The organism is Bradyrhizobium sp. 164 (genome assembly GCF_023073715.1).
Classification (GTDB): Bacteria; Pseudomonadota; Alphaproteobacteria; order Rhizobiales; family Xanthobacteraceae; genus Bradyrhizobium.
This window is the reverse complement of the sequence record NZ_JADPKA010000001.1, coordinates 130,958-157,550: the sequence shown is the minus strand read 5'-3', so window position 1 is coordinate 157,550 and position 26,593 is coordinate 130,958. Positions and strand designations below refer to the sequence as shown.

Annotated in this window: 19 protein-coding genes and 8 pseudogenes; 12 read left to right on the top strand and 15 right to left on the bottom strand. The window is 59.2% G+C overall.

Annotation, left to right across the window (positions count from 1 at the left end; translation table 11 throughout):
* Window positions 1-51 precede the first annotated feature (51 nt).
* From IVB01_RS00675 to IVB01_RS00665, 3 genes are all read left to right on the top strand, one after another.
* Entirely contained in the window at window positions 52-255 is a 204-nt protein-coding gene (locus IVB01_RS00675; protein ID WP_247333645.1) for a hypothetical protein, read from the top strand.
* Between the two features lie 223 nt (window positions 256-478).
* Window positions 479-802 carry a hypothetical protein gene (locus IVB01_RS00670; protein WP_247494174.1) on the top strand — a complete coding sequence of 108 codons (324 nt, stop codon included), beginning with the start codon at window positions 479-481 and terminating at the stop codon, window positions 800-802.
* Window positions 803-1,233: 431 nt separating this feature from the next.
* Complete coding sequence (locus tag IVB01_RS00665; RefSeq protein ID WP_247354789.1) at window positions 1,234-1,710, top strand: Lrp/AsnC family transcriptional regulator; 477 nt, start codon at window positions 1,234-1,236, stop codon at window positions 1,708-1,710.
* Between the two features lie 1,348 nt (window positions 1,711-3,058).
* Here the strand turns inward: IVB01_RS00665 and IVB01_RS00660 are convergent.
* From IVB01_RS00660 to IVB01_RS00630, 9 genes and pseudogenes are all read right to left on the bottom strand, one after another.
* A pseudogene (locus IVB01_RS00660) lies at window positions 3,059-3,380 on the bottom strand (acid--CoA ligase); the annotation flags it as partial.
* Window positions 3,377-3,602: pseudogene (locus tag IVB01_RS00655) on the bottom strand (M20 family peptidase); the annotation flags it as partial. The pseudogenes IVB01_RS00660 and IVB01_RS00655, both read right to left, overlap by 4 nt.
* Before the next feature lie 166 nt (window positions 3,603-3,768).
* Window positions 3,769-4,782, bottom strand: coding sequence for an anthranilate phosphoribosyltransferase (gene trpD, locus IVB01_RS00650; RefSeq protein ID WP_247494173.1), 1,014 nt, complete (start codon window positions 4,780-4,782; stop codon window positions 3,769-3,771).
* A gap of 999 nt (window positions 4,783-5,781) precedes the next feature.
* Window positions 5,782-5,973 carry a carboxyl transferase domain-containing protein gene (locus tag IVB01_RS35295; RefSeq protein ID WP_253075143.1) on the bottom strand — a complete coding sequence of 64 codons (192 nt, stop codon included), beginning with the start codon at window positions 5,971-5,973 and terminating at the stop codon, window positions 5,782-5,784.
* Window positions 5,974-6,222: 249 nt separating this feature from the next.
* A pseudogene (locus IVB01_RS35290) lies at window positions 6,223-6,522 on the bottom strand (carboxyl transferase domain-containing protein); the annotation flags it as partial.
* Window positions 6,461-6,901 (bottom strand): carboxyl transferase domain-containing protein, encoded by a 441-nt coding sequence (locus IVB01_RS35285; protein ID WP_253075142.1) that lies wholly within the window; start codon window positions 6,899-6,901, stop codon window positions 6,461-6,463. The gene IVB01_RS35285 and the pseudogene IVB01_RS35290, both read right to left, overlap by 62 nt.
* A 32-nt stretch (window positions 6,902-6,933) precedes the next feature.
* Window positions 6,934-7,980 (bottom strand): biotin carboxylase, encoded by a 1,047-nt coding sequence (locus tag IVB01_RS00640; protein WP_346659324.1) that lies wholly within the window; start codon window positions 7,978-7,980, stop codon window positions 6,934-6,936.
* Window positions 7,976-8,398, bottom strand: a complete 423-nt coding sequence (locus tag IVB01_RS00635; protein ID WP_247494209.1) for a biotin carboxylase N-terminal domain-containing protein — start codon at window positions 8,396-8,398, stop codon at window positions 7,976-7,978. The genes IVB01_RS00640 and IVB01_RS00635 overlap by 5 nt, the downstream gene beginning before the upstream one ends.
* 1,257 nt (window positions 8,399-9,655) lie before the next feature.
* Window positions 9,656-9,745 (bottom strand): annotated as a pseudogene (locus tag IVB01_RS00630) (ATP-binding protein); the annotation flags it as partial.
* Between IVB01_RS00630 and IVB01_RS00625 the strand changes: the two are divergent.
* The 4 genes and pseudogenes from IVB01_RS00625 (at window position 9,719) to IVB01_RS00610 (ending at window position 12,137) form a co-directional block, all read left to right on the top strand.
* A complete protein-coding gene (locus IVB01_RS00625; protein WP_247494171.1) occupies window positions 9,719-10,189 on the top strand; it encodes a hypothetical protein in 471 nt (156 codons plus the stop codon). The pseudogene IVB01_RS00630 and the gene IVB01_RS00625 overlap by 27 nt on opposite strands.
* Window positions 10,190-10,192: 3 nt before the next feature.
* Window positions 10,193-10,744 carry a recombinase family protein gene (locus IVB01_RS00620; protein ID WP_247494170.1) on the top strand — a complete coding sequence of 184 codons (552 nt, stop codon included), beginning with the start codon at window positions 10,193-10,195 and terminating at the stop codon, window positions 10,742-10,744.
* Between the two features lie 100 nt (window positions 10,745-10,844).
* Window positions 10,845-11,090, top strand: a pseudogene (locus IVB01_RS00615) (recombinase family protein); the annotation flags it as partial.
* 30 nt (window positions 11,091-11,120) lie between these two features.
* Window positions 11,121-12,137 (top strand): zinc ribbon domain-containing protein, encoded by a 1,017-nt coding sequence (locus IVB01_RS00610; RefSeq protein WP_247494208.1) that lies wholly within the window; start codon window positions 11,121-11,123, stop codon window positions 12,135-12,137.
* A gap of 99 nt (window positions 12,138-12,236) precedes the next feature.
* Here the strand turns inward: IVB01_RS00610 and IVB01_RS00605 are convergent, their stop codons facing one another.
* Together IVB01_RS00605 and IVB01_RS00600 are read right to left on the bottom strand one after the other, a co-directional pair.
* Window positions 12,237-12,920 (bottom strand): sigma factor-like helix-turn-helix DNA-binding protein, encoded by a 684-nt coding sequence (locus IVB01_RS00605; protein WP_247494169.1) that lies wholly within the window; start codon window positions 12,918-12,920, stop codon window positions 12,237-12,239.
* Between the two features lie 343 nt (window positions 12,921-13,263).
* A complete protein-coding gene (locus IVB01_RS00600) occupies window positions 13,264-13,683 on the bottom strand; it encodes a hypothetical protein (protein WP_346659315.1) in 420 nt (139 codons plus the stop codon).
* Window positions 13,684-14,744: 1,061 nt separating this feature from the next.
* Here IVB01_RS00600 and IVB01_RS00595 point away from each other — a divergent pair.
* Entirely contained in the window at window positions 14,745-16,853 is a 2,109-nt protein-coding gene (locus IVB01_RS00595) for a hypothetical protein (RefSeq protein WP_346659314.1), read from the top strand.
* A gap of 909 nt (window positions 16,854-17,762) precedes the next feature.
* Window positions 17,763-17,990 (top strand): annotated as a pseudogene (locus IVB01_RS00590) (IS256 family transposase); the annotation flags it as partial.
* Between the two features lie 62 nt (window positions 17,991-18,052).
* Here IVB01_RS00590 and istB read toward each other — a convergent pair.
* Both istB and IVB01_RS35225 read right to left on the bottom strand, forming a co-directional pair.
* Window positions 18,053-18,783, bottom strand: a pseudogene (gene istB / locus IVB01_RS00585) (IS21-like element helper ATPase IstB).
* A gap of 388 nt (window positions 18,784-19,171) precedes the next feature.
* Window positions 19,172-19,888 carry a VirK family protein gene (locus tag IVB01_RS35225; protein WP_249810837.1) on the bottom strand — a complete coding sequence of 239 codons (717 nt, stop codon included), beginning with the start codon at window positions 19,886-19,888 and terminating at the stop codon, window positions 19,172-19,174.
* 237 nt (window positions 19,889-20,125) lie between these two features.
* Between IVB01_RS35225 and IVB01_RS00575 the strand changes: the two are divergent.
* The 3 genes and pseudogenes from IVB01_RS00575 to IVB01_RS00565 form a co-directional block, all read left to right on the top strand.
* Window positions 20,126-21,448: pseudogene (locus tag IVB01_RS00575) on the top strand (S9 family peptidase); the annotation flags it as partial.
* A 323-nt stretch (window positions 21,449-21,771) separates the two neighbouring features.
* Window positions 21,772-22,167, top strand: coding sequence for a prolyl oligopeptidase family serine peptidase (locus IVB01_RS00570; protein ID WP_346659323.1), 396 nt, complete (start codon window positions 21,772-21,774; stop codon window positions 22,165-22,167).
* 178 nt (window positions 22,168-22,345) lie between these two features.
* Window positions 22,346-22,720 carry a hypothetical protein gene (locus IVB01_RS00565; protein ID WP_247300228.1) on the top strand — a complete coding sequence of 125 codons (375 nt, stop codon included), beginning with the start codon at window positions 22,346-22,348 and terminating at the stop codon, window positions 22,718-22,720.
* A gap of 444 nt (window positions 22,721-23,164) precedes the next feature.
* On the opposite strand, the gene groL is transcribed toward IVB01_RS00565, so the two are convergent.
* Window positions 23,165-24,805 carry a chaperonin GroEL gene (gene groL, locus IVB01_RS00560; RefSeq protein ID WP_247494167.1) on the bottom strand — a complete coding sequence of 547 codons (1,641 nt, stop codon included), beginning with the start codon at window positions 24,803-24,805 and terminating at the stop codon, window positions 23,165-23,167.
* Between the two features lie 85 nt (window positions 24,806-24,890).
* Complete coding sequence (gene groES, locus IVB01_RS00555; RefSeq protein ID WP_247277985.1) at window positions 24,891-25,205, bottom strand: co-chaperone GroES; 315 nt, start codon at window positions 25,203-25,205, stop codon at window positions 24,891-24,893.
* Window positions 25,206-26,593: the final 1,388 nt, after the last annotated feature.

Below are 26,593 nucleotides of genomic sequence, written 5' to 3'. Positions count from 1 at the left end.
GGGATTGCTCATGCCCTGCATCGGAAGAGATAAGGTAAAGCGGGTTATGGCATGAGCTACACCAACGCAGCCTTTAGTTTCTGGTGGACCCGCTGGAACAATAACTACGAAGTCTTCGCGGTGGCTGGACGCCCGATGATTGGTTCGGCCTCTCTTGCAGGCGGCGAACACTGCGAGGACCATTCTCGGATCCTATTATCTGTTCGAGGCGCATCGAATGTTCTTGATGACCTGAGCGAGCCCAAAGATATCTGACCATCAAGAAAATCTGCTTGTTGGACGCCTGCTCATGGCAAATGCAAGGAAATACGCCTATGGCCGCCTCTTCCCAGTCGCACCGGCTTTCACAAACCGGAGTTCGTGCCCTTGAGAGGCAGCGCCGCGTGCTCGAATGCATGATCGACGAGCGCGCCGATGGATCTGCATTCTGGCTCATTGTTCCGAGCAGTTCCTGTTATCGGAGCAGGAGTGCGATATTTTGGTTGATTTGTCCCTGGCTCATGTGGGTAGTCGCAAGGCGGTCATGATCACATGCAAACATTTCAGCACGCAATTTGCAATCGAGCGCGTCCGCTATGCGGCCGCGCGTGGCGCAAGCCTTCTGATGCTGATGCCGCCCTACCACGGCGTGAGCCTCAACGCAGACGCGCCCTCGGTGCTCGATCGTTTCGGCGGCATCGCAGATGCAGCCAAGATTTCGATCCTGGTCCTGAATGCGCTGCTCAGTGGCGTGACGTTAACAATGTCCTTTCTGGTGCGCCTTGCCCGGGAGATGCCGCGCTTTGGTTATTTCAATACGTGACATAGCTGAAGCAAAGTCACCCCGCACTAGCTCGCCCGCGAGGTCAATCCAATGGCGCTCCATTGGTGACGCTAAGCCGCCCACATGTCCGCTCCCGAAGGGACTACATTCAATCAGCTGCCAGGGATCAAGAGAGGTGCGGTACAGACAAATTCACCTCCACCAACAGCGCCTTGAGGAAAAGAGCTTTAGCGGCTTATTGGAATTGGGGAACGCGACCAAGCCGACCGGGCGCGCACAAGGCCGGAACCGGTGGTTGGCTGTCCCCGATAAGGTTTGAGCCTTTCAACTCGTCAGTGCGCGCATTGTCGGCTGAAGACGTCCATTGGTAGAGGTGCTAGGGAGGAGGTTTAGAGATGACCGGGACGCTCAATGGCACTACCTCGCATGCCTGGAGGAGGCGGTCGCGCTCGAGAGTCCGCAATGCAGCCATGGAAATCGACAAAATCGATGCTCGTCTTCTTGATCTCGTTCAACGCAACAATCGCCTAAGCAGTGAAGAACTCGGCGCGAAAGTTGCCCTATCTGCATCCGGAGTTCAGCGCCGACTAAAGCGCCTACGTAAAGAGGGCGTGATAGAATCAGACGTCTCAATCATTTCGCCAAGGGCGATCGGCCGAAACGTGACTATGCTGGTCCTCATTTTCTTCGAGCGCGATCGCGCCGACATCATTGATCGCTTTAAGCGGGGCATCCGCACTATGACGGAGGTGATGAGCGGATTTTACGTCACGGGCCAAGCTGATTTCATCCTGTTGGTGACTGCAAATAACATGGAAGAGTACGAGCATTTCACCCGACGCTTGATAAATGAAAATCCAGATATAAAGCGCCTCGAAACTGTAGTTGTTCTGGACCGAGTCAAAGCCGGTTTCATTTTACCAATGGGGTCTCTGGCATGCTGGTGACCAATCTCGCCGTGACCCTTAACGCCCTCATCTTGGATCAAGCATAATCGCTTTCCACGCGGTGAGAGCGGTAACGACCATCCTCGCACTCTCGGCCCGGGTCGATGCGGTCCGATTAAATGAGGCCGCGTTCCAGCACTTCCATCTGGCTCGGCGCATGCTCCTCAACAGCAATGTCCGAGGCTAACACTATGAGGCTGCACTTGTTGTGCGGTTTCGGACTGCCGAACAAGTCAGGTCAGGTTCAAGACGCCTTGCGATCGACAGGTCGCTAATTTTTCCGGGCATAATCAGAAGCTTTATTCAGCAAGGCGCTGGTGCGGGATTGCTGCAAGCACTCGTCAAGGGCGAGCGTCAACGCAGGCTCGCAAGAGCGATCTCTCCTTTTGAACCCGGACTGGTTCGAATGGCGCGCTACTTATCGGTTGATAGGAAGATTGATACAATCGCGCTCCCAAAGACGGCATGGGCAGTTCGATCACGTCCCAGAATACGCCGGCAGCAACACGGGCAAAGCTCTAACTGACGCGGGCGTCGGCGGCGTCGAGGGGCCAAAAATGATAGACGATCGGAATATCGGCTGAGTGAGGACGGGTACCCCAACTGGCGACGTCGCTCCGGCTCAGCACCTCTATTAACTTCCTGGAAGAGTGCGGCACCTGTGAAGACATGGATGACATCTCGTGCGAACCGTCGACATACGTCGACTGCAACGGCATTTGCGATCTGATTCGCAAGTTCAAAGCGCAGGAGATGTAAATCGCGATATTTGGTGAGAGGATGGCAATGTATGCCGCCAGCAGCATTTCAAGAGACATTCCGAAGCATGCCAGCTCTGGCGTCGTGCAGCTCGGCGGTCTGCTCTGCAGACCGAAAAGGAGGCGCATGGGCCGAGAAGGCTTGTGAGTGCCGCTCTGTTGAGCTCTCTTTCCTTCTCGTCCACGGAGCGTTCTCTCCCGTGCCTGAGGTTTAAATGACGCGTTCTAATGCTTCTCCTTTCAAACGGCACGAGCATCCAGAGATAACAGGCGGCGAATCCTTGACTTACCAATACCGGAATTGGGCCCCCATCTCCCCCTGTGCAAACCACACGGAGACCAAGCCGACTTGGAGGCAAGCGAAAGTTGGGTTGTCGGCAGATCAGAGCCCGACATTTGCGCGGTACCGGCATTCATAATGAGGATCCGCGGCATCAGCGACCTCGGGGCAACGTTATTAGACCGAAAGGCGCCGAAAATGAACAACTCACAGCTGCCGTGTTCGCATAGACGCGGTGACCCGTGGGGTTCTCGCGGCCCTCAGCGGCCATGCCTGCGGGTAAAGGAAATGCCAAACCCGATCGAAATCTTCATTCGCCGTCGTTGTGCTGGCTTGATCGTGTAAGCCCCTTCAGCGCGAAATGCTGGATCTTGCCCAACGCCGTTCGTGACAATTCTTCCGTGAAAATAATTTCGCGCGGCACCTTAAAGCGGGCGAGCTGCGAGCCTGCATGCGCCATTAGTGCTTCCGCGTCAAACAGAACCCCCGGCCGCCTGATCACATAAGCGATCGGCACCTCATCCCAGCGCCGGATCGGGTCGACCGACAACGGCGCAGTCTGCGACATCGGGATGCTCCATAAGCGCGCGCTCTACTGCCGCCGGGTAGATATTTTCTCCAGCCGATGCTATAGCCGCCCAGGCGATTCAACTAGCGAAATGTAGAGCTGCTCATAGTGGGTATGCGCGCCCTTGCCGTCACGGCGAGGCCGTCGAGTCTTGCGGTACGCGACGCTGTAAAATCGCCGTCGGAAACGCCGTTGGTGAAGACGTCGACCAAATCGAAGCCGAGCCCGGCGGCAAGAGTTTGGCATGATCGAAGAGCGCAGCTCCGGCGCTTCACTTCTCATAGGGTGCGCTGCAGCTCCCCGTCGCTTCGAAAGCGGGGCTGCTGCGTCTGTGACGCAACCGCGGTAAGTGCCTCGACGTGTGGCAGAGGCAACTCGCGCTTTGCGCTTGCAATCTCTTCGCGCTCGTTAGCTTCGATGTTGGTGTTAAAAAATGTCGTACATCGGCCGTGTCAAGCATTGGAGATCGCGATCAGGTGTTTCAATCGCGCGGCTGCCGCACCGCTATTAAGGGATTCGTGCCCAAGGGCGACGCCGTCCTTCAAGCTGCTTGCGTGGCCGGCCACGATCATTGCCGCGGCGGCGTTGAGAAGAGCAACATCGCGGTACGGACTTGGCATGCCGTCGAGCACGCTTTGCAGCGCGATTGCATTGGAATCGGCGTTGCCGCCCCTCAGCGCCTCGTTATGGCAGCGCGCGAGGCCCGCTTCTTCGGGGGTGACTTCGAAGGTGCGGATCGCATCTCTCTCTAGCGCGGCAACAAACGTCGGCCCGGTGAGGGTGATCTCATCGAGTCCATCTGAGCCATGCACCACCCAGACGGACTCAGCACCAAGGTTCTTTAACACCTGCGCCAAAGGCTGCACCCATTGCCGCGAAAACACGCCGACGATCTGCCGCTTGACTCCGGCCGGATTTGTGAGCGGGCCGACTAGATTGAAGATCGTGCGGGTTCCAAGTGCGGCTCGGATTCGGGCAACGTGGTGCATAGCCGGATGACGGATGGGCGCAAGCATGAAGCCGATGCCAGCTTCGTGCACACAACGAGCGACGCCTACAGGCGGGAGGTCGACCTTCACACCGAGGCGGGCCAAGACGTCAGCAGCGCCTGATAGTGAGGACACGGCGCGGTTGCCATGCTTGGCCACAGGAACGCCGGCCCCGGCGACGATGAATGAGGCGCATGTCGACACGTTGACTGAGCCCGAAGCGTCACCGCCCGTACCAACGATGTCGACGGGATCGGGGGGCGCACTGACCCGGAGCATTTTGCTCCTCATGGCCGAGGCTGCGCCGGTGACTTCTTCTACGGTTTCGCCACGTACCCGCATCCCCATTAATAATCCTCCGATCTCGGAGGATGTCGCCTGGCCCGACATGATGATTTCAAAGGCCGTTGCGGTCTCCTCGCGGGTCAGCGTGGCACCTGTAGCAACTTTGCTAATGATCGATTTGAGGGCGTTCATTGCTCTACACGTGCTTAGTCGTTCCAATTGGCCTCATTCGAAACGGGCGTTAATGAGGTCATGCAGCTCGGCAACCGGTCCGGCTCGGACCGCGTATGCGTTGTCGAGGCATGCGTGGTGTCAGCTTGAACGTCAGTCGGCTCTGCAATCCTACAACCTGACGCTACGTAGGAATCAAGCTATCCATGGCGTTCAACAAAGGAGCAAGTGTTCTTTGCTCGAGATCAGATCAGACGATTGGACGGCAAGACGGTGGGTGGTTCGATAGTCGAGCATGGCGGGACAACTTCTTCTGCACCCCGCCCGTCGTGGAATAGTTGACTGAGATCGGTATGATGGCTTGCATGTCTCCTCCCAAGGACTGTTATCGGATGATGAATGGACCCAACAATTCATCAGTAGGCGCACCTTAGATCTAATGTGACTGACGCGTTCGTTAGTGGATCAGAGTCAGCAGGGCAGCCCGCGCTTGCATCCATCGCGAACTCCAGATGTCGATGGCTTCGACCCGCAGGAGCCTCGCAATACACTACGCAATGCCAGAAGTGTAACGAGCAGATCATCTCGAGTGTTACGCAATTTGCGTAGTCCCCACGCGAGGTTCGATGCGCGGCCAATCAGGGCTATGCGACCCCAGCTCGGCCTACTTCGGCGCAACCCGTTATCCTGATCGAAAACGTGGTCACCGAATTCAACGCACCACTTAGAAACGGGCTGGTCTAATTTGACCAAGGTCGCGAATTCGAGTTCTGCCCGGAATGTGGACGACACCAATCTGGCTCATGCCGGGGACAGGCCGATGCGTCGATTTGGACCCCAGCTAGGGAGTAGAATCTACAGAGACGGACGTTCGACTCCTGCCGGCTACATTCCGAATACGCCATAATGGGGCGCTTCGATGGGAGCATTCAGCGCGATCGCGAGTACACTTCGGGTATCGACTGGATCAAGAATTCCGTCGTCCCAGATTTCGGAGGTTGCATAGTAGGCGCTGGATAGTTAGCGATACTCGTCGAGAAGGGGACCTCGAATGGCTGCCAGCTCCTGCTCTGCGAGCCGCCCACCGTCACGGGCCAGTTGTCTGGTCTTAACGTGGTTCAGCACACCTGCCGCTTGCTCGGCGCCCATCGCAGAGATCTGAGACTGCGGCCAGGTGAAGACGAACCGAGGATCGAAAGCACGTCCCACCATAGCGTAGGTACCTGCTCCGTGCGAGCTGTTGCAAACGACTGTAAATTTCGGGACCGACGCCCCGAGACGGCCATGATCAGCTTGGCACCATCTTTCGTTATGCCACGGCGCTCGTATTCGCGGCCGACCATGAAGCCCGTCGTATTCTGCAGGAAGAGCAGGGGCGTCCGGTTCTTGTCGCATACGTTGGATGAAGTGAGCGCCCTTCAGCGCACTTTCGCTGAGCAGCACGCCATTATTTGCAAGAATCCCTATTTGATATCCATGAAGCCGCGCGAAACCGCACAGCAGGGACGTGCCGAAACGCGGCTGGTATTCGTGAAATCGGCTACCATCGATCATGCGGGCGATGATCTCCCTCATGTCGAACTGCACTCGAGGGCCCTTTGGAATAATGCCGTATAGTTCCGATGCGTCGTAAGCAGGGGGCTCCGGGGCGGCTTGATCAATCGGAGTCTTCGCGGGACGATGGAATCGGGCAACGATATCACGTGCGATCGCAATGGCGTGCATCTCGGAGCTTGCGGAATAATCGCTCGTGCCCGACACGCTCGTATGCGTGTGGGCGCCCCCCAAGCTGCTGTGCCGATACGTCTTCACCGGTAGCAGCTTTCACGACTGGAGGGCCACCGAGAAATATAGCTCCCGTATCCTCGACCATAATGTTGAATTCGCTAAGCGCCGAGACGTAGGCCGCTCCCGCTGTGTAATGACCCATTGCGATCGCGACCCGCGGTACTTCCATCTTGGAGAGAATGGATTGGTTACGGAGGATCCGACCCGCGAAGTAGCGATCAGCGAAGAACTCTGCCTGAAAAGGGTAGGAATCCTCCGGCGCCGTCGACCGGGGAAATGACTTGGTCGCGCAAGTGAAGATGATAGGAGCCGGATTGGCAGGGTGAAAGCCATAACCGATAATCGACGCCATCAACCTCGACGGAGTGATACACCTCAATTTCTCTAATGGCCGAGCGAAGCGTGAAGCGCGGGCACGGCATCGGCCGATTCGCGGACTTGTCGGGTCAGGAGAGCAGCTGATGCCAAGAATGCCGGTAGGCCGGTAGCAGAGTTACCACCGGCAATGTGCGGGTTTTCCTCCAGATGTCCCGTATGAAACTGTCCGCGGACAAACGACTCGTCGGCAAGGATGCGGGCGAGGAAGCTAGCGTTTGTCTCGCAGCCGAGAAGAATGACCCCCTGAATCGCGTGATTGGCCGTGGCGGTGGCCAATGTGCGCGTCGGCGAATGCGCGATGATCTCTGCGAGCATGGGATCAAACGCAGTGGTGATTGGCTGACCCTGCGTGATGCCGCTGTCAATCCGTACCCCGCTCGGATACTCGAGAAGAAGTACTTTTCCGGACGTCGGAACATAGCCTGGTTCGGGGGCTTCAGCGTACAGCCTTACCTCGATAGCGTGGCCGTTCGAAACGATATCTGACTGAGCAAAACCAAGTTCTCGGCCCGCGGTGGCATAGACCTGTTCGGCGACAAGATCGATGCCGCTGATCATCTCAGTCACGGGATGTTCGACCTGTAGGCGCGTATTCATCTCGAGAGAGTAGAATTCTCCTGCATCGAAAATGAATTCGACGGTTCCTGCGTTTTGATAATCCGCGGCGCGTGCGATACCGACCGCGGTCTCGCAGACGCGTTTCCGTAGTTCTGGCGACAGGGCTGGCGAGGGCGCTTCCTCGATGATCTTCTGGAAGCGGCGTTGCACCGAGCACTCCCGCTCAAACAGGTGTACAATGTTCCCAAAAGAGTCGCCGAGTACCTGCACTTCGATATGCCGCGGGTTCTCAATGTATCTTTCGACGTAAAGCCGGTGATCCCCAAAATACCGTTGCCCCTCAGAGCGAGCCTGCTCAATCGCGCCTTCCAGAGCATCGACGTCGCGTACAATCCGCATGCCCTTGCCGGCCGCGCCCCCTGACGGTTTTACCAGCAAAGGGGTTCCAATTGCACGCGCCCTGGAGACGAACGTCGCTGGATCGTCCTCCTCAATTTGCAGAAGGGACCACTGGAAAGCCGCTCGACTGGACGAAGCTGCGGGCCCGAATCTTATCGCCCATCAGTTCAATAGTTTCGGGTGCGGGGCCGATGAACGCAATGCCGGCCTTTATCACGGCCGTGGCGAATTGAGCCTGTTCGGAAAGAAATCCATAACCTGGACGAACAGCGCCGGCGCCGGCCTTATGAGCGGCGGCAATAATTTGTGCGATGTCCAGATAGCCGCGATCGGCGTGTGACCGCTGATAAGAATCGCTGTGTCGGCCATGGAAGACTGCCGGGCTTCGCGCATCGACCTCGTGGTAGACAACTGCAGAACGAAGGCCCAGCTTTCGCAACGTCTTGATGATCGGGCGGCGATCTCGCCTCTGTTGGCGATAAGGACTGTATCGAAAGGCATTGTGTGCATTCATATCCAAACAAACAACTCAAACGAGACTTCCGTCACTTGCGAGCGGTTGGTCCGCTTTCGATGGCTCCGCTCGCTTATCTGTTGACAGTGAGTCGGCCTTCCACCGCTTAATTATTACCTTGCGGCTCGGTTTGGGGAGCGCCGCGCGGGGACGATCGAAGGTGCAGGATGGTTCGTAGTACCTCAATTCGAGTCTCCTTTTTCTTTGGCGGTATCGCCAATAGAAATCACGTCGCGACATTGATGAATCAAGCTCGCCTGCCTGGCTCAGAGACTGTGCCTTGCGCAGGAACACCAATACCGCAACGTACCGACCTAAAGAGGATATCGTGACGCGCACACAACGAACGCATTGGTTTTTGCGTCCCAAAGCCAAGTGCTGTGCAGTAGTTCTTTTGTGCAACGGCATCTCTGTGGTCGAGTCGGCGGGTGCGCGAGATCAGCCGCCGACCCGCTTGCATGGAGGACGTGTTTCGCCTGGGTAGCACCCACATCCCGGATCGCACCGCCATCACCTGTCTACAGGAAAAAGAGGCCGGAACCGTTCAAGTCTTTGATGGCTCGGAAGTGTTGCTTTGTATGCCAGAACCGAAGGCTGCGATGTGTTGACGATTTACAATCAGCATGCCGATGTCGGCGTAACGCGTGTTGTCTTGCCGGACTCGACCTCGCAAGTTTGCCTGGTTCCGGACGAGCTGATCGAGCAGTTGCACGTCGACAAGGCACTAACGTCTTCCCGACGGCAAAAAAGGCCCGGCCTCATTTTGGAAGCCAGGCGAAGTCAGTCTGGGAGGAGCGACGCTGCTACACATCGTCCCGACCGTCGGCAAGGGAGAGTTGCCGCCGGCTCATTTACGGCGAGCGTTCGCCGCAAATTCGAAATACGACAAGATCGTTATGCCATCGTCCCACACCCTAGGAGTAGCTTACGTTCGTTTGTCAGAGGTCGCGATCTCATTTCATGATCGTACCATGTGACGTTACGTGCGATTCAAGGCCTTTCAACGAAATGATCGCACAAATTTGTCCAAGCTCCTGGCTTCCCGGAAGTAGCCAGGTCCGTACGTAACGCACTATCCATTCTGTCTAGGGGTGGGGGCTTGCCCCGTGTGTCAAACGCCATCCGGAACTGCCCACTTTGCGTCATGAAGAACTGCCCCCACCATCCGGATTGTGATCTCGGTTGAAGGTTGTTTCCGCCGGTGACGGGCCGGAGGGAGGCGGAGCCGACCGGAGGGCCGTCACCGGCGGTCGGCGTCTTGACGAGGCCGCTTTTGCGCTTGGCGCGGAGCCGGTAGCTGTCGCCGCGGATCGTCAGCACATGGCTGTGGTGCAGGAGCCGGTCTACCCGCATCATTTCCTGTTTGGGCAACGGCTTGAGGTGCTGAAGGAGCGGTCGGGGCGCGGTCCCGCCCACGTCGTTGTCGCGCTGCCGGACGGACGGCCGCGGGCGGTTCGGATCGCGTCGACGGATCTTGGCGAGACGCTGATCACGTCCCGCCTGAACGCCGCCGATCTGCCGCGCATCAGTGCACGTACGCTGATCCTATTGATGCAACATTTGAGCGCGAGTCTCAGCCTTCTCGACGAGAAGGTGATTCGCGATGACCCACCGACCGCTTCCAGGTCGCGTTGCGTATCGACCACTGCCGACGTCGGCAAATCCACCCGGCCGACATTCCGCGCCTGTGGCCGAATCTATCGACCGCGACGCAAACCCAGATCGCTCAAATCCTCGCCACGCTGCTGCGGCGAATGCAAGCGGTTGCCGGCACGCCCGGAAGGGGATTGAGCCGTGCTGATCAGCTCGACCGTCGCTGACGAGCGGCTCACGACTGCGCACCGAGCCAAGTTGGCCTATGTCTACGTGCGGCAGTCATCCGTGAACCAGGTGCGCCAGCACCAGGAGAGCACGCAGCTGCAGTACCGCCTCGTCGATCGCGCCATCGGTCTGGGCTGGCCGCCGGAGCGCGTCCAGGTCATTGACGAGGATCTGGGCAAATCCGGTGCTGGCGCTGTGGATCGTCATGGTTTCCAGAAGCTCATTGCCAAGATCGGCCTTGGCAACGCCGGCCTTGTGGTGAGCCTCGACGCTTCTCGCTTGGACCGCAATAACCGGGACTGGCATCAGCTGCTCGAACTGTGCTCGGTGTTCGGCGTGCTCATTGCGGATGGCGAGCGGCTTTACGATCCGCGCGCCTACCACGACCGCCTGCTGTTGGGCTTGTCCGGCATCATGAGCGAGGCGGAGCTGCATCAGCTTCGGATGCGCCTTCACCAAGGGGAACGCCAGAAGGCAACGCGGGGGCGAACTGCGGCTGCCCCTGCCGGCCGGGCTCGCCTATGATCGAGCCGGCAGAATTGTTCTCAATCCCGATGAGGAGGTGCAGGCCCGTCTTCATCTCGTGTTTGCCAAATTCCGGGAACTGCAAAGCGCTCGCCGTGTGATGCGGTACTTGGACAGGAACGGACTATCCTTGCCGGTTCGACCGCTGCTTGGACCATCTCCACACGAGATCGTCTGGCGTGCGCCAGATAGTGCACCCCTCCTTAGTATCCTTCAAAATCCGGCCTATGCTGGGGCGTATGTTTATGGCCGTCGGCAAAAGGATCCGAACCAATGCCGGCCGGGATCGCTGACGGGAACGGTCAAGGTGGCGATCGGGGATTGGGCGGTTTGCCTCCACGCCGCTCACCCAGGCTATATCGGCTGGGAGGAGTTCATGGCCAACCAGGGGCGACTGGCAGATAACATCTTCCGCTATGAGGCAGGACACTCTGGCGTACCGCGCAAGGGGGCAGCCCTGTTACAAGGAATTGCGATCTGCGGCCGTTGCGGACGGCGCATGAGCATGCTCTACACGGGCCCGAATGCCGACTATCCGGTCTATTGCTGCCGCTCGGATCGGGACCAGCTAGGCAGTGCACTATGTCAGGAAGTCCGGGCCTTGGCGGTTGACGCGCTGGTCGAACGGATGCTCCTCGATGCCCTGGTGCCAGATCAGATTGAGATCGCACTCGCGGCGGCGGGCCAACCGGAGCAAGAGAATCGTCAGCTCGAGCGTCAGTGGGCGCTTCGCGTGGAGCGCGCCCGCTACGAGGCCGAGCGCGCCCGGCGTCAGTATGACGCCGTCGAGCCCGAGAACCGTCTTGTGGCGCGCTCACTTGAGCGGGCTTGGGAAGAGAAGCTGCGTGTCGTCGAGACGGTCGAGCAGCAACATGCGCGTTGGCGCGCGCAAGAGCCGCTTCTGATTGGCCCGGCGGAACGCGCAGGGCTACAAGCGCTCGGCGAGAACCTGCCGCGGATTTGGAATGCGGCCACCACGTCGGCAGCCGATCGCAAGCGCATTCTGCGATTTGTCATCCGCGAAGTCGTTCTTGATCAGAAGCGGACCCGAGGTCAGGTGTGGCTCAGGATCGTCTGGCAGACCGGCGCAACCAGCGAGCATCACGTACAACGGCGCGTTCATACCTACCGCAACTATATCGACATTGATCGGTTGCGGCGACGGATCGTCGAGTTGAATGCTGAACACAAAATGGATGGCGAGATCGCGGCAATACTCAATCAGGAGGGCTTTGTCGCGGCCCGAGGCTGTGCCTTCAAAGGCGAGAACGTCTGGCTGTTGCGCACCCGCTGGGGCATTCCCACCGTCAAAATCAACGGCGTGGACAAGAATCCGATGCGCTGGCCCGACGGCAGCTTCTCGATTCAGGGCGCAGCGGCTGAGCTTGAGTAACCCCGCAAACAATCTTCGATTATCTTTCGCGCGGAATGCTGGCAGGTCGTCAGTTAGCCAAAGGCCAGCCATGACAGATCGAGCTCTCAGACGAACAAATCAGTCGGCTGCGCAATCGGATACGACGTACCAAGCGTTCGAAGACGGAGGCATCATGAAGTCATCGGCTCGGCAATGACATCGTGCCATTGCAACACGGGCACCTGAGTCGTGATCAACAGCGATCCCTTGTCGTAGCGATCGGTTGAAGCTGGCCTCGGCATAGGTGTAGTTCGAGGCGCCGAGCTCGGCGACGAAGATCTGCATGCTGCGCGCCTCGCCGCTGAGCCCGTCAACCACCTCCATGGTATGGCCGGAATAGTCGACGAACAGCTTCTCGCCGGCGACATGGACCTGGCGCAGAGTCGGCTTGAGGCGGCCCGTCCACTCCTTGTAGCGTTCGCAGAACCGCGCATAGTTGAAGCTGTCGGAGTTTGCGTCGCAATACTCCTCCCACAACAGCATCAGCGTGACGTTCCTCCGCCGTAGCTCGCGATGCACGAGCGCCCAGTCTGGACGCGGACGCTCGTCGCTGGGCCGATCAGAAGGCGGCGGAAACAGGCGGTTCTCGAGCTGGACGTCGTCATCCAGCTCCGGCGGCAGTGGCCAGGTCAGGCCGGCGCGGCGGGCTCGGTTGAGGTACTTGCTGACCGTGCCCTGGGCCAAGCCCAGGCTGCGGGCAAGGGCGCGTTGCGACATGCCGACGCTGTAGTGCAGGCGTAGAACTTCACGGATGTGGCGCATGGACAGTCTCTCGGTCGGCATCTCGATCCTCTGCGGTTAGGCAAAAGACCAAGCTACCCGGGTGGCAGACTGTCAGCGGCGCGCGCCTCCTAATTGCCCCGATCGCATCGCTGGAAATAGCGATCACGATCGGCTGGAAATGGTGATCACGATGCTCTGGAATGGGTGATCACGATGCCCTGGACTCCGTGATCACGATCGGCTGGAACACGCAGCAATACGCCCAACGACTTGAGTTGTCGGGCGTGTTCGTGAGACGTCACCGTCTAGATCACTGCGTCTCAACAATCTCCGTTAGCTCGGCCACCCCTCGATGATTCGAGCCTCGACGCTCGGGCCGCTCTCAATCGAGTATCGAGGATGAGCATCGCGAGTGCTCTGGGCGCCTGATCTGTCCCACCTGATGGCCGCCGCTAACGTGGTAGCCCTGCGCCAAATCCCGTCCGGCTGGTCCGGGTGCGACCATAGCCGTAAAGCGGATGAACGCCGTAGGGGTAACGACAGTCGCGCCAACGATCGCGAGATCATTTGCCAGGTGGGCGAAGGCCTTCGCCATCTGGGCGATTCCATGCGTCGCGTTGTAACCGGCGAACATGGCGGGCGCGACATAGACAACGGTGATCACGAGCCGGAGCCAAGTAGACGTCACGAAGGCGAGCGCGAGTTGGCCTATACCGAACCTCGCGCCGCCCGCCACGACGGCCACCACGATGCCGCCGAGCGCGCCGGCCCCCGTGTAGAAGGCCCAAAGGCCAATCGTCACGCCTGCGAAGACGGGCAGCGCGAAGACTGCGAGCGTGAAGAGCAGCCAGGCGGAGAAGCCGATGACGAGGAAAACGAGCAGTCTTATTGGCAGTCACAAGCGCTTCATGAACACTGCGCGCCGGCATGCGCGGATGCGCAAGACCTGGACCGCGGCCGGCCGCCATGCTGCGGATAACTGCAAGGCCCTCGTCAGGGTTTTTACAGTCGTGACTACCCGCTGTCTATCGCTGCGACCGCGGCAGCGTTATGCTGGGTCAGCGTCGGTGTATGATGTTCGGGGGACTTCGCATCGATAAAGCGGCGCTGGCCGATCTCTCAGATCGATACTTTCATGCCCTGGAACTTCCAAGCCTGAACGGCCAAAGCTTCGCGCTTACGCCGCTGCCAACACGTCTTTGGTATTCATCGGCGGCGGCGCCTGGCGCATTAAGGTCCTTGAAGCGGCGGTAGATCACCAAGCTGCGAGGATTTGCCGCATCCTGAAACGGGTATGAAAGCCAACCAGGCTCGACGCGACAGCACTGGGGCTTGAAGTCTACGTAGCGTCAGGTTGTACAGTCTGAATCATACATGCGGACTTCGCTCTGAAGCGTCAATCACTAGAAGAGGCTCGTTGGTTGTAGCGAATGTGAGGACGTTGAACTGAAGAACTGATGAGGAAGCAGAGCTTGCAGTGCAAGTATCGAAACCCGGACGCCTTCCATCAGCAATGGGGCGGCCCAATTTCGATCGCGATGTGCCGCATGCGAACTTGCCCGGAAGGAGGGCGGCAACAGGTGGCTTTTGGATTGTGCGAGTATTTGGGTTTCGGTTCTCCTGGATCGTTTTGAGGTTTGGCGAGCGGTTACCTGTTGCCCAGGAAGCCGGGGCGCTCTTCTGCAGCAGCCAAGGCTGGGCAGGTGTGAGTAATGCACGAGCTCGGAGCGGCACTAACGGTCCCTTTTTGTTCAATTTGGCGAATCTTGACGTCCGGCTTTTTGAATCCGGTCTCTGTGGTCAGTGCACCGGAGTGTGGCCGCGGGGCAGCTATGAAGAGTCACCTCATCTAGGGAGAGTCGTGTGGAACCCGTCTATAACAATCCGGACGATTGGATGCGCTGGTACGCCGAGCTGCAGCGGCAACAGACCGACGTTGACCCTGCAGATCAAGCTGGCTTCGAGCAGCAATTGGGCGAGCTGCAACTCCGCTCTGCTGAGGAGAGTTCCGGGGTTAGTTCCCCCGACACTCCAGCCGCACGGTCGCATGAAAACATCCAGCGTACGGACGTTGGTGGTTCGATGCGAATGCGGCCAAGGTCCAACCTGCGGGACAACTCGTTCAGCAGCACGCGTCACAGTGTCGATGTTCCTAGCGCTCACCTTGGCGCGGGTGCGACGGCCTCGCAGTCTAGCTTGCGTGACCAGTTGTTCAGTAGCACGCGCTACACAGCGCCATCGGAACCGCAGCCTGCGGCGCGGACGAAGGATAGCAAAAGCCGTGGACTGTTTTCTCGTGTTAAGTCAGGGTTCGGCAAAGTCTTCGGAGGAAGTGGTGGCGAAAAGTCGTCCGGCGGCTCGACGTCCGAGGTGGCCTCTTCAGAGCTTCGGATGGATTTCGCCAAGCGTGGTCGCCCCGCTGGCCAGGACATGCATCCCGAAGACGAGGCCCGCATCGAGCAGTTCGCGGAAGCAGTCCGAGGATATGAAATTCTCCCCGACGGTAGTACCGGCCGAGGGGACGGAAGGGTTTGCGATGGTACCCTCAGGACCAATTTAGGGCTTCTTAGGGGGTTTGCTCGTTGGCTCCGAGCAGAGAACAGGGGTTCGATGGCTTCTCGGCTTTTAAACGATCCAGAGTCACTAGCCGCTGATATCACGGATTACAGGGCGGGCGGTGGGGACAATCATAACCGTCTCAAGTCGGCACTGTCTCATTTCAGGAGGTTCGCGCCCAACGAGCAAGAACTCCAAGCCGTCGGGCCCGGGCCGCGCCTGATGGGGCGCCAAATACATTATCCTTATCCCGAGGACGCCCACCTCATTGATGGCCTGGCCAATGAAGAGCTGAACAAGCTGGGATCGGATTCGACTTCCCAGAGGAGAGGTGTCTCGGAACGGGCCAGCAAACAACGTAGGTTTAGTGATTGGCTCCAAAGGGAGGGTAGGGGGAACATAGTCAGCCGACTCACCGGCAGTGATCAGCAGCAACGGTCGTTGATGGAGGATTACAGGGCCTTTACCAAAGCCGAGGGAAAAGTGGTCGTGAGTTTCGATCGGCTTCGGCAGTATCTAGGCACCGAGCCCCAATTGAAGCATCATCATCCTTATCCTTATCCCGACGACGCCCGCATGATTGATGGCTTGGCCAACGAAGAGCTGAGCAAGCTCGGACAGGACTCGACTTCCCAGAGGAAAGCTGTCCGGAATATGGCCATAAATCAACGTAGGTTTAGTGATTGGCTGCAAACAAGGGGTAGGGAGAGCATAGCGAGCCGTCTCAACGGCAGTGATCAGCAGAAATGGTCGTTAAAAATAGATTACCAAGACTTCCGAGACTGCACCGAAGCCCTCAGAGGATTTTCCGTGGGTCTCAAGCGGCTTGGGCAGTACCTACAGGTCGTTGAGGCGAACGCGGCGTCGGGGTTGTCCCCTCAGCAGGCAAGTGGGCGGGAATCGGCCGGTCCGGAGGGCCGCTTGGATCAACCTACCGGGTTCGGATCAACCTGGCCGCTGCAGCAGGTTGATCCATCGATTCAAGGCCGCAGCGAATTATCGCTTGGCCCCAAGGATTGGTTGGGCGACGAGCATATCCAGAGGGATTACGAGCTCCTGGAACAGGAGTTGCAGGGGAACAATCCAGATCTCGCCGCCCGGACGCGGTTCGTGGATCCCCTCATAGCCAATTATCATCTGCGCTTGGGCCCCGAGAGCGTCGCGCTAAGCGCATTCCAGCGCGTCGTCCATAATCAGAACGGTAACGACACAGCCGACTTCCTGTTCGTGCCAGTGAACGATGCCAGTGCTACGGATCGTCATCGTCGTGGCACCCATTGGTCGCTGCTGTTCGTTGATCGCAGCGACCGGGAACGGCCGGTTGCCTATCACTATGACTCCTTCCTAGGATACAACGACAAGCTTGCAAAAATGGCGCACAAAGGCTGGGTACGCGTCTGGAGCCTGTCCGCATGACCCGGCAGGGGAACGGTTGGGATTGCGGAGTCTTCGTGGTTGACGGCACGCGGGCGCTTGTTAGGCGACTGGCGCAAAGACGGCCGCCAGCCGTGCTGCACCTCGACAACCTCGTCGCCGATCGGCAGCAACTCCAACGACGTTTGAGGACCGCTCCCAGCAGTGCGCGAGCGGCGGCTGCAGCGGATCGACCGGGACCCTCAACGCAACTTGTCGATTCGCCAGAGTTTTGGCGTGGAGTGGATCAAGCCAGCCAGCCTTCCGCCGATAGCTGGAACACAGCGAACTTCTGGCAGGATTTGTCGTTACCCGCCCATTCGCCAGTGCAAAGCGTCAATCCGCCAAGCCCACCATCATGGGAGCAAAGCTTCGGGACATCGATAGCGGATCGACCGGGACCCTCAACGCAATTTGTCGATTCGCCAGAGTTTTGGCGTGGAGTGGATCAAGCCGGCCAGCCTCCCGCCGACAGCTGGAATACAGCGAACTTCTGGCAGGATTTGTCGTTACCCGCCCATTCGCCAGTGCAAAGCGTCAATCCGCCACCATCATGGGAGCAAAGCTTCGGGACATCGATCTTCGCGCCACAGTACATGCCGCCAGCGCAAGACTTAGGAGGATTCGTCCCTCCGAGTTGGCAACACGGCAATCAACCGGCGCCGGAGAACCTCCGGCGCGGAATGCACTGGCATAACGTGCTGCCGAGCCCGGACCGACCACAGACCCACATCAGGATTCATGATGTGCCCTACACGGCCACTCTGGGGCGATCAGGCAAGCAGAACGACATTCACGTTTTCCTGGAATAGGGAGGAAAAGATCGAGCAATAGATGATAGTCGTCCGTGAAGAACCAAAAGAGCTATCGCCCAAAGTTGGTGACGGCGGGAATCGGAAAGGGCGGCATATCGTGGGGGTGCTTGAGGCCTCCACTTCTCCACCGAAGGAGCGATATGCCTTGTCCAACGATAACGTCATCCATCTGATTCAGCCTGGAATCTTCGACGATCAACTCACAGAAGTCTTGCGCAATGGGGCGCGTGTCCTGCTTGCCCAGGCGGTCTAGGCCGAGGTTGCAGACTTTCTCGGCCAGCATTCCGATTTGAAGACCCGGGACGATCACCAGCGCGTCGTCCGCTAAGGTCACCTGTGCGCATTTGCTGATGGTGAGCAGCGGCTTTGACCGACATGGTGATTGGTTCAGGGGTTTGGGTTGACGCCAAGAGTTTGGTTGCGGCCGTTCTGCTTTCGCATGCTTTCTCCGGAGAGTTGGAGGCGGTGAGCGTTGTGAACGAGGCGATCCAGGATGGCGTCGCCGAGGAGCAACGCTGCGGTTCGACGTGATCAGCATGGCGCCGGTTTCGTAGCGCCGGCTCACCAGTTGGAAGAACAGATGCGCCGCGTCAGGTTTAAGTGGCAAGTAGCCGAGTTCGTCGACGATGAGCAGCTTTGGCTTCGACAGCGCGAGCAGTTTCTCGTCCAGGCGTCGCTCGCCGTGCGCCTTGGCAAGGCCTGCGACCAGCGTCGTCGCAGTGGTGAACTGCACGGTGTATCAGGATCGCCTCTCGCCCCAGAGCGATCGACAAGTGCGTCTTACCTACGCCTGGCGGGCCGAGCAGCAGCACGTTCTCTCCGTTGGCTATCCAACGTGACGCGGCAAGATCGCGGATCTGCTTTGGATCGATTGACGGCTGCGCCTCGAAGTCGAAGCCAGCAAGCTCCTTCACGGCCGGGAAGTGTGCGAGCTTCAGCGCCATCTCGATGCGGCGATGATCCTTGCGCGCGATCTCGCGCTCGCACAGTAGGATCAGCGTCTCACGCGCCGACAGGTTCGCGCGCGCCGCCTCGTCGAGCAGGCTGTCGAGCTGGTCGCGGCCGCTGCGGAACCAGCGCTGACCCAGCGCCTTACCTATGGAGTTGCACCAACTCAGTTGCGCAGATGTGTTCGCCCTAGCGCCTCTCGTTGCGCTTGATGACACCGCGATGAGCGTTATCCAAAATGGCTCCGAGAAGGAGTCTAAAGGATCGTTACGGCAACCTGATCAGGATTTCGAGACAACGTCACCGCCTCCCAAACAGCCGTTCTTCAGGCGGCATGCGATCCACTTAGATTAGGATGAGTGGAGCGAACGCGGAGCCGCGCGCGAACGGCTTTACCGCCGGAATCCATCGATGTGCGCAGGCAGCGGTGAGCACGAACGAACTGGGCATCCTGGTCACTAGCGCTCCTCAGGTAATGTAGCCCGATCGAAGTTGTCATCGGTGCGTGCCGAAGGGGATACCTGTCACATTCCGACGCGGCTAAGAACGGCTCAAGCCTCATTCCAATTTCAAGACGAACTTCGCGCCGTTCCGCAGTTCGCAGACCAATTCCCCCTGGTTCATGATCTTGGCCGGCCCGGCCACCAGCTTTGAGGCCCGCACCGTGAGTTTGCCTTCGCGGCTGAGGCTGTGGCGGATGTATTCCGTCACTGGGTACCCGGAACTGTCCACGGTTTGATGAGCGTTGGAGAAGTTGATGCCGTTCTGGGCAGTCACCCTGAAGGCATTGATAATTGGCCCGCCCGGTGTGGCCGAGCCGGGTTTTGTTGCCCGCCGGTAAGACCAACCTCTCCCTGGCACGCCCCATCGATCTCGGAGGTCGGTGAGTAGCGGATCACCATTGGTGGCCGCTCTTAATGAACAATCAAGAGACGCTGCCCCGACGATTTTGACGAAAGTCGAGAGCCTGTGCTTGATTCGGTGGAGCCAGTTCTTGTTGTTACCCGACGGAACCTGCGCAGGTGATTGGGTATGTGGGCCTAAGGGTGCGTAGCGCTTGCAAATGATTATGATCGATCCCGCGGAGTGCGAGTCACTTCGTGCAATGCCTGCGAATTGCGAGAACGACTGGCGTCTCGGCGGGCTTGTCACTGGATCCTCCGCATTATGACGCGCCGTGCTGACATGTGCTCGCGCTCGCTGCACCAACCAGCGGCAAATTCTCCGCGCGAGGGCCTTTCTTGAGCACGTGCCGTTGCAAGTTAGGCGCGCCATAAATGTTTCTAGCGCGATTACGGACCGGTCTGTGAAATGCCAGAGCAGGGCACCTCTGCTCCATCGGTGAGTAGTGTAAAGCTCATCACAATACTTTCGAAGCTAACACTGCATTGTCAGGTTTGAGCCAAGGGGCGCGACCGAGCGGCTGGAGAACCGCCAATTTTCAGGCGGCACGCTGCTTGCTTCGTTCGGACCGGCGGGCACAGTCCCGCCCATGACCGCTGTCGAAACCGAATGTACGTCTTCTGTCCGCTTTCGGCCAGCTCGCAAGTCGCGCGAGCCGGGCGGCCCACCCAGCCCAGGATTACTCCCATGAAACACTCGCTCCTCGCCGCCGTGTTGCTCTCGCTGACGTGTTTGTCCTTCACGGCGGTGCCCCAGGAGTGGGCCGCTGCGGCCCGGGTGGACGATTCCTTCCTTTGCCTCGAGGAAATCGAAGAGCCACGCGCACTGGATTTGGCCCGCGCCGAGAATGACAAGACGCTCGGCGCGCTCCAATCAGATCCCCGCAATCGCCGCTTCTATGAGGAGGCCATCAGCATCCTTCAGGCCAAAGACCGGATTTCCTATGTTTCGTTGGAACGGCGGGGTCTCAGCAATTTCTCGCAGGACGAGAACCACGTGCGCGGCATCTGGCGGCGTACTACGCTTGACAGCTATCGCGGCCAGGACCCGCACTGGGAGACCATCCTCGATATTGACGCGCTGGCGGTCGCGGGTAAGAAAAGCTGGGTCTTTAAAGGCACTACCTGCCTGCCGCCCCAAGTGCGCCTGTGCCTCGTCCAATTTTCTGATGGCGGTAAGGACGCTGTGCTCGTCCGAGAGTTCGACCCGGACGCCAACGCCTTCGTCACGACCGGTTTCGCTCTTCTGGAGGGAAAGCAGGCCGTCAGCTGGGTCGACCGCCACACGGTCCTCACTGCACGCGATTGGGGAGAACGGACCCTGACGCAGGTTGGCTGCCCTTTCCTCTTGAGGGAGCTCAAGCGCGCTCAGCCGCTCGTTCGAGCGCGCGAGGTCTTCCGTGGGGAGCCGACCGATGCCGTGGCGGCGCCCTTCGTGCTGCGGGATAATGAAGGCAAAGTTCATGCGGCTGGCGCCATGCGCGCCATAAGCTTCTTCGGGCAGGAGTATGTACTCTTTGCGCCCAACGGACCGATCAAGCTAAACCTGCCAAAGAAAGCGAACATCAGCGGCATCGTCAGTGGCCGCCTGCTCGTGACGCTCAATGAAGACTGGATACTGTCCGGCAGCACCCGCTTTGCGGCCGGCTCGATGATCTCATATGGCTTGGACAAATGGAAGCAAGATCCGCTGCGCGCGATGCCATCGCTCGTCTTCGAGCCCGAGCCTCGGCAAGCGCTCAGCGGGTTCGCGGTCACCAAGAACTTGTTGATCCTGGCGATCCCTGACAATGTTCAGAGCAAGGCATTCACCTACAGGTACGACCAGGGCACTTGGCGGGCCACGCCGATCCCGCTCCCTACGAACGAGAACGTCAGCCTCTCTGCCGCTAGCGAAGAAACGGACGTGGTGCTGTTCACCGTCTCCAACTATCCGGGGCCGACCTCCCTCTGGTACTTCGACGCGGCGAGCGAATGGCTTGAAATACTGAGGACGACACCTCCGAAGTTCAACGCGTCCAGGTATGTTGCGGAGCAGTTCGAGGCCACTTCGCTGGAGGGGACCCGGATTCCCTACTTTCTGGTGCGTCCCAAGAACGCGAGGTTCGGAGCGGAGATCGCAGCCCTTCTCAATGGTTATGGCGGATTCCAGGCTTCGCTCCTGCCATCCTATGCGGGAGCGGTGGGGCGGCGCTGGCCCGAGCAGGGCAATGCATATGTCGTCGCGGACCTGCGCGGCAGCGAGTTTGGACCGCGATGGCACGAGCAGTCGGCCCAAGCGGCAACGAAGCAGCGGACATGGGATCATTTCATCGCCTTTGCGAAGGACCTAATCCGCCGGAGGTCACCTCTCCGCGCCGACTGGGCGTGGTCGGCGCCAGCCAGGAAGGTCTGCTGGTGGGCACCGCGATTACTCAGCGCCGGGACCTCTTCAACGCAGCGATCGTGCAGGTGGCGCTGTTCGACATGCTTCGATTCACCAAGTCGGGATGGCGATCCCGCCATCGCGAGCAGCGCGGATGGATCGAGGCCTACTCGCCCTATCAGAAGCTTGTCCCGGGCAAGACCTGCCCAGTCCCCTTCATTCTCACCTCCACCAAGGACAGCCGCGTGCATCCGCCCACGGCCGTCAAGAGGCAGCGTGCGGCATGAGGTTTTGGACCTGTAAAGCGCTCACGGTCAACGCGATCTGTTCCCGGCTACATCAACGTAGCGAGTCGGTTCACGCTGATCACTTGAGCCATGATTGGCATCGTCAGCCGCAGGAAATTTGCGTGCGGGCTTGCGCTCCGACGGACAGGTGAATCACGAAATACAATGGAATCCATTCATGAGCGACATGACAACTCAGATTCATTCGCACGCGGTCGTGTGGATCGACCACCTCATTGCTAAGATATTCTCCATAGGTTTAACGGGCGTCAGCGCGACGGCCGTACGCGCGCATTTGGCGCCCCAGCGTCTTGATTGCAAAGCGCATACTGGCTCTGCCGTGAATGACGATCCGACGTTTGTCGTCAGGGTAGGTCGGGCGCTGAGTAGCTGCACTGATCTGCTGATCATCGGACCGGGAACCGAGAAGACCGAGCTGATGAACTTCCTGAGAGTGAACAGGCCGGATCTCACCCTGCACGTCGAGACAAGTAATCCTCCGACCGACCGGGAAATTGTAGCGGTTGGGCGAAAGATCTTCCGTCTCGATTGAGTTGGCGATGTTCTTCTTCTGATTGTGGACGGTGCAACAGATCGGACCAAATTACGAGAGATGAGGATCGCTCTTCCCGGGGACCACCACCTAGCTCGCGCATCCGTTTACAGCGATTGATAGGCGCGGGGACCGATGCTATTTAAGTCAGTAGCGCCAATGGGTGGCTACCGCGACCGGGCGTTCTCAGGTGTTCGCCTTGACCAGCCGCCGACGTTGAGGCCGCAGGGAAAGACCGTGCAGAACCGCGATCACCCGCTCGTCCTCCCGATGACATGCCTACCAGCAGACTCGCAAAGCCCCAAGCGGAACGACTAGCAACTGCTGATCGTCATTTCCGCAGAGCGCATAGCGCTAGATCAGAACAACGAACTGAAAAAGTCGCGAGCAAAAAAATCCCCCCGGCATTTTTCTGCCGGGGGTCGCATTTTAGAGAGAGTTGGATCAGAAGTCCATGCCGCCCATGCCGCCGCCCGGGGGCATCGCGGGCGCGCCGGTGTTCTTCTTCGGCAGCTCGGCGACCATCGCTTCCGTGGTGATCAGCAGCGCCGCCACCGAGGCAGCGTTCTGGATCGCGGCGCGGACCACCTTGGTCGGGTCGATGATGCCCTTGCTGACGAGGTTGCCATACTCGCCCGTCTGCGAGTCGAAGCCGTAGGCGTATTGCTCCTTCTCCAGGATCTTGCCGACGATCACCGAGCCGTCTTCGCCGGCGTTGATAGCGATCTGGCGAGCGGGCGCGGAGAGCGCCTTGCGCACGATCTCGACGCCGGTCTTCTGGTCGTCGTTCTTGGTGCGCAGGCCCTTGAGCTGCTCGGAGGCACGGAGCAGGGCGACGCCGCCGCCCGGGACGATGCCTTCCTCGACCGCGGCGCGGGTCGCATGCATCGCGTCATCAACGCGATCCTTGCGCTCCTTCACCTCGACCTCGGTCGCGCCGCCGACGCGGATCACCGCGACGCCGCCGGCGAGCTTGGCCAGACGCTCCTGGAGCTTCTCACGATCGTAGTCCGAGGTGGTCTCCTCGATCTGCGCCTTGATCTGGGCCACGCGCGCCTCGATGTCGGCCTTCTTGCCGGCGCCGTTGACGATCGTGGTGTTCTCCTTGTCGATCATCACCTTCTTGGCGCGACCGAGCATGTTGAGCGTGACGTTCTCGAGCTTGATGCCGAGGTCTTCCGAGATCGCCTGACCGCCGGTCAGGATCGCGATGTCCTGCAGCATGGCCTTGCGGCGATCGCCGAAGCCCGGAGCCTTGACGGCCGCGACCTTCAGACCACCGCGCAGGCGGTTCACGACCAGGGTCGCGAGGGCTTCACCTTCCACGTCCTCGGCGACGATGATCAGCGGCTTGCCGGTCTGCACCACGGCCTCGAGCAGCGGCAGCAGCTCGTTCAGCGAGGAGAGCTTCTTCTCGTTGATGAGGATATAGGCGTCGTCCATCTCAACGCGCATCTTGTCCGCGTTGGTGACGAAGTAGGGCGAGATGTAGCCGCGGTCGAACTGCATGCCCTCGACCACGTCGAGCTCGGTCTCGAGCGACTTGGCTTCCTCGACGGTGATCACGCCCTCGTTGCCGACCTTCTTCATGGCGTCGGAGAGGAACTTGCCGATCTCGGCGTCGCCGTTGGCGGAAATGGTGCCGACCTGGGCGATTTCGTCGTTCGAGGTAACCTTCTTGGAGTTCTTGACGAGGTCGGCGACCACGGCTTCCACGGCCAGGTCGATACCACGTTTCAGGTCCATCGGGTTCATGCCGGCGGCAACCGACTTGGCGCCTTCACGAACGATCGCAGCGGCAAGCACCGTTGCGGTGGTGGTGCCGTCGCCGGCCGCATCGGCGGACTTGGAGGCGACTTCGCGCACCATCTGCGCACCCATGTTCTCGAACTTGTCGTCGAGCTCGATCTCCTTGGCGACGGTGACGCCGTCCTTGGTGATGCGGGGAGCGCCGAACGACTTGTCGAGCACGACGTTGCGGCCCTTGGGGCCGAGCGTGACCTTTACCGCGTTGTTGAGAATTTCGACGCCGCGCAACATGCGGTCGCGGGCGTCTACGCCGAACTTGACTTCTTTGGCTGACATGTGGGTTTTCCTGAATGTTTTACTTGGTCTCACCCTTGGCGACGCCCAGCAGGCGCTCCTCAGGATGAGCGGTGCGAGCGATGGTTTAGGCGGCCTTCTTCTTGGCGGACGCGTCCGTGAGAACGCCCAGGATGTCGCTCTCCTTCATGATCAACAGCTCTTGGCCGTCGATCTTGACCTCGGTGCCTGACCACTTGCCGAACAGGACGCGGTCGCCGACCAGGACGTCGATCGGGATCAGCTTGCCACTCTCGTCGCGGCCTCCGGGGCCGACGGCGATGACTTCACCTTGCGAAGGCTTTTCCTTGGCAGTGTCCGGAATGATGATGCCGCCAGCGGTCTTTTCTTCTGCGTCGATGCGCTTGACCACGACCCGGTCGTGAAGCGGACGGAATTCCATACAGATCTCCTAAGCATTTACACCCGTTGAAAATTTCACGATTGCTAGCAATCGCTGCCTGCGAGTGCCAATGCAGGCCCAGCTGAAATAGGACCGATTTTTTGGGGAACAAGTGTTTGTAGCAGGAAAATCGGCTGGGCCCGCGGGATCTCTGTGGGGCTGCCCCAAATCACCTCTTCGAGTTTGCCGCCGAGCGTCGTTCTTCTTCTGAGTGAGTCGTATGGCTCTGTCTCTCGACCTAATGTCATCTACAGTTCAATTCCTCTGCCCTAAATTCGAGATGGTAAAGGCCCGCCGATCTGGTGCCGGTTCAAATGAGAATCGTCGGCCGATTTCGTTCTAAGATTGCGATGCGTTTAGAACCTAACGCGGAGGTCGGGAATTGGAGGTATCGCTCCGCTTGATCGATGATCCGATACTCAGCAACTCGAGGCCAGGCAACGCTGGCTGCGAGAGCTAGCGCAGATCGTTCGGCACCTCGTCCAGTATCAGATCACCTTTGCGCGCCGAAGTCGCTGCTGGGCGGATCGCCCGTGCTCCAGACAGCGTGCGCGCCGATGCCCCGGTTTGCGCGAAAGGGCATGCCGGCATCGCGATAGGTCTATATGCGCAAACAGCTCGCCAAACTGTCCGGCGGCCATGACCTGGCCAAGGCGTTCAACTAAATCCTGAAGCGATGGGCGAGCTGTGAAGACGCCGGTGGCGGCGTGCTGATCAATACCGGAGTCAGCGTAGTTGTGATCTCGACAGGAACAAGAGCTGCACGGAATCTCCGCCCGGTCGCCCCTGGTGCACTTGTCGAAGCCTGGTGAACAGCAGGCTGTGAGCCACCCCGTACCGGCGCGCGACGCCGCAGACCGTCTCGCCAGCCTGCAAGGTCCATCCGACATGACGAACCTTCTCGTCGCAACTCCATCGCCGCCGACCTTCGGCGCCGAACACATCGACTTGCATTCGCCACGTGACCTTAAAGCTAGACTTAAGATGCTGCCTTGTGCTTTGGGCGCGTCTTTAGCTTTGGAGCTTGATAGCATTCATGTTGGACATCGTACACATACTGTGCGCCTCGGATTACCTGCGACACAACCGAGTCGTCCGAAAAGTCTCACACGACAAGCTATCTAAGGCGCTTGAATCGCACCTTACGTCAAAATGTGACGTATCGAAATGGGCGGCGACAGGCTTCGGTACCCGAAGCCCGTCCGAACGAGTGACATAGAGTGCAAATGTCCCAAATCCTAGGCTCATGCAAGATGAGCCCGGTCATCAGCGACTGTCGTGAAGCTCGCTGTGGCTGGTTCATAGAAACGCGCGTCCGACAGATGCGCTTGGCTCACCGCCGGATGGTAAGACGCCGCTCACATTGGGCACAGGCGCGGATATGACGC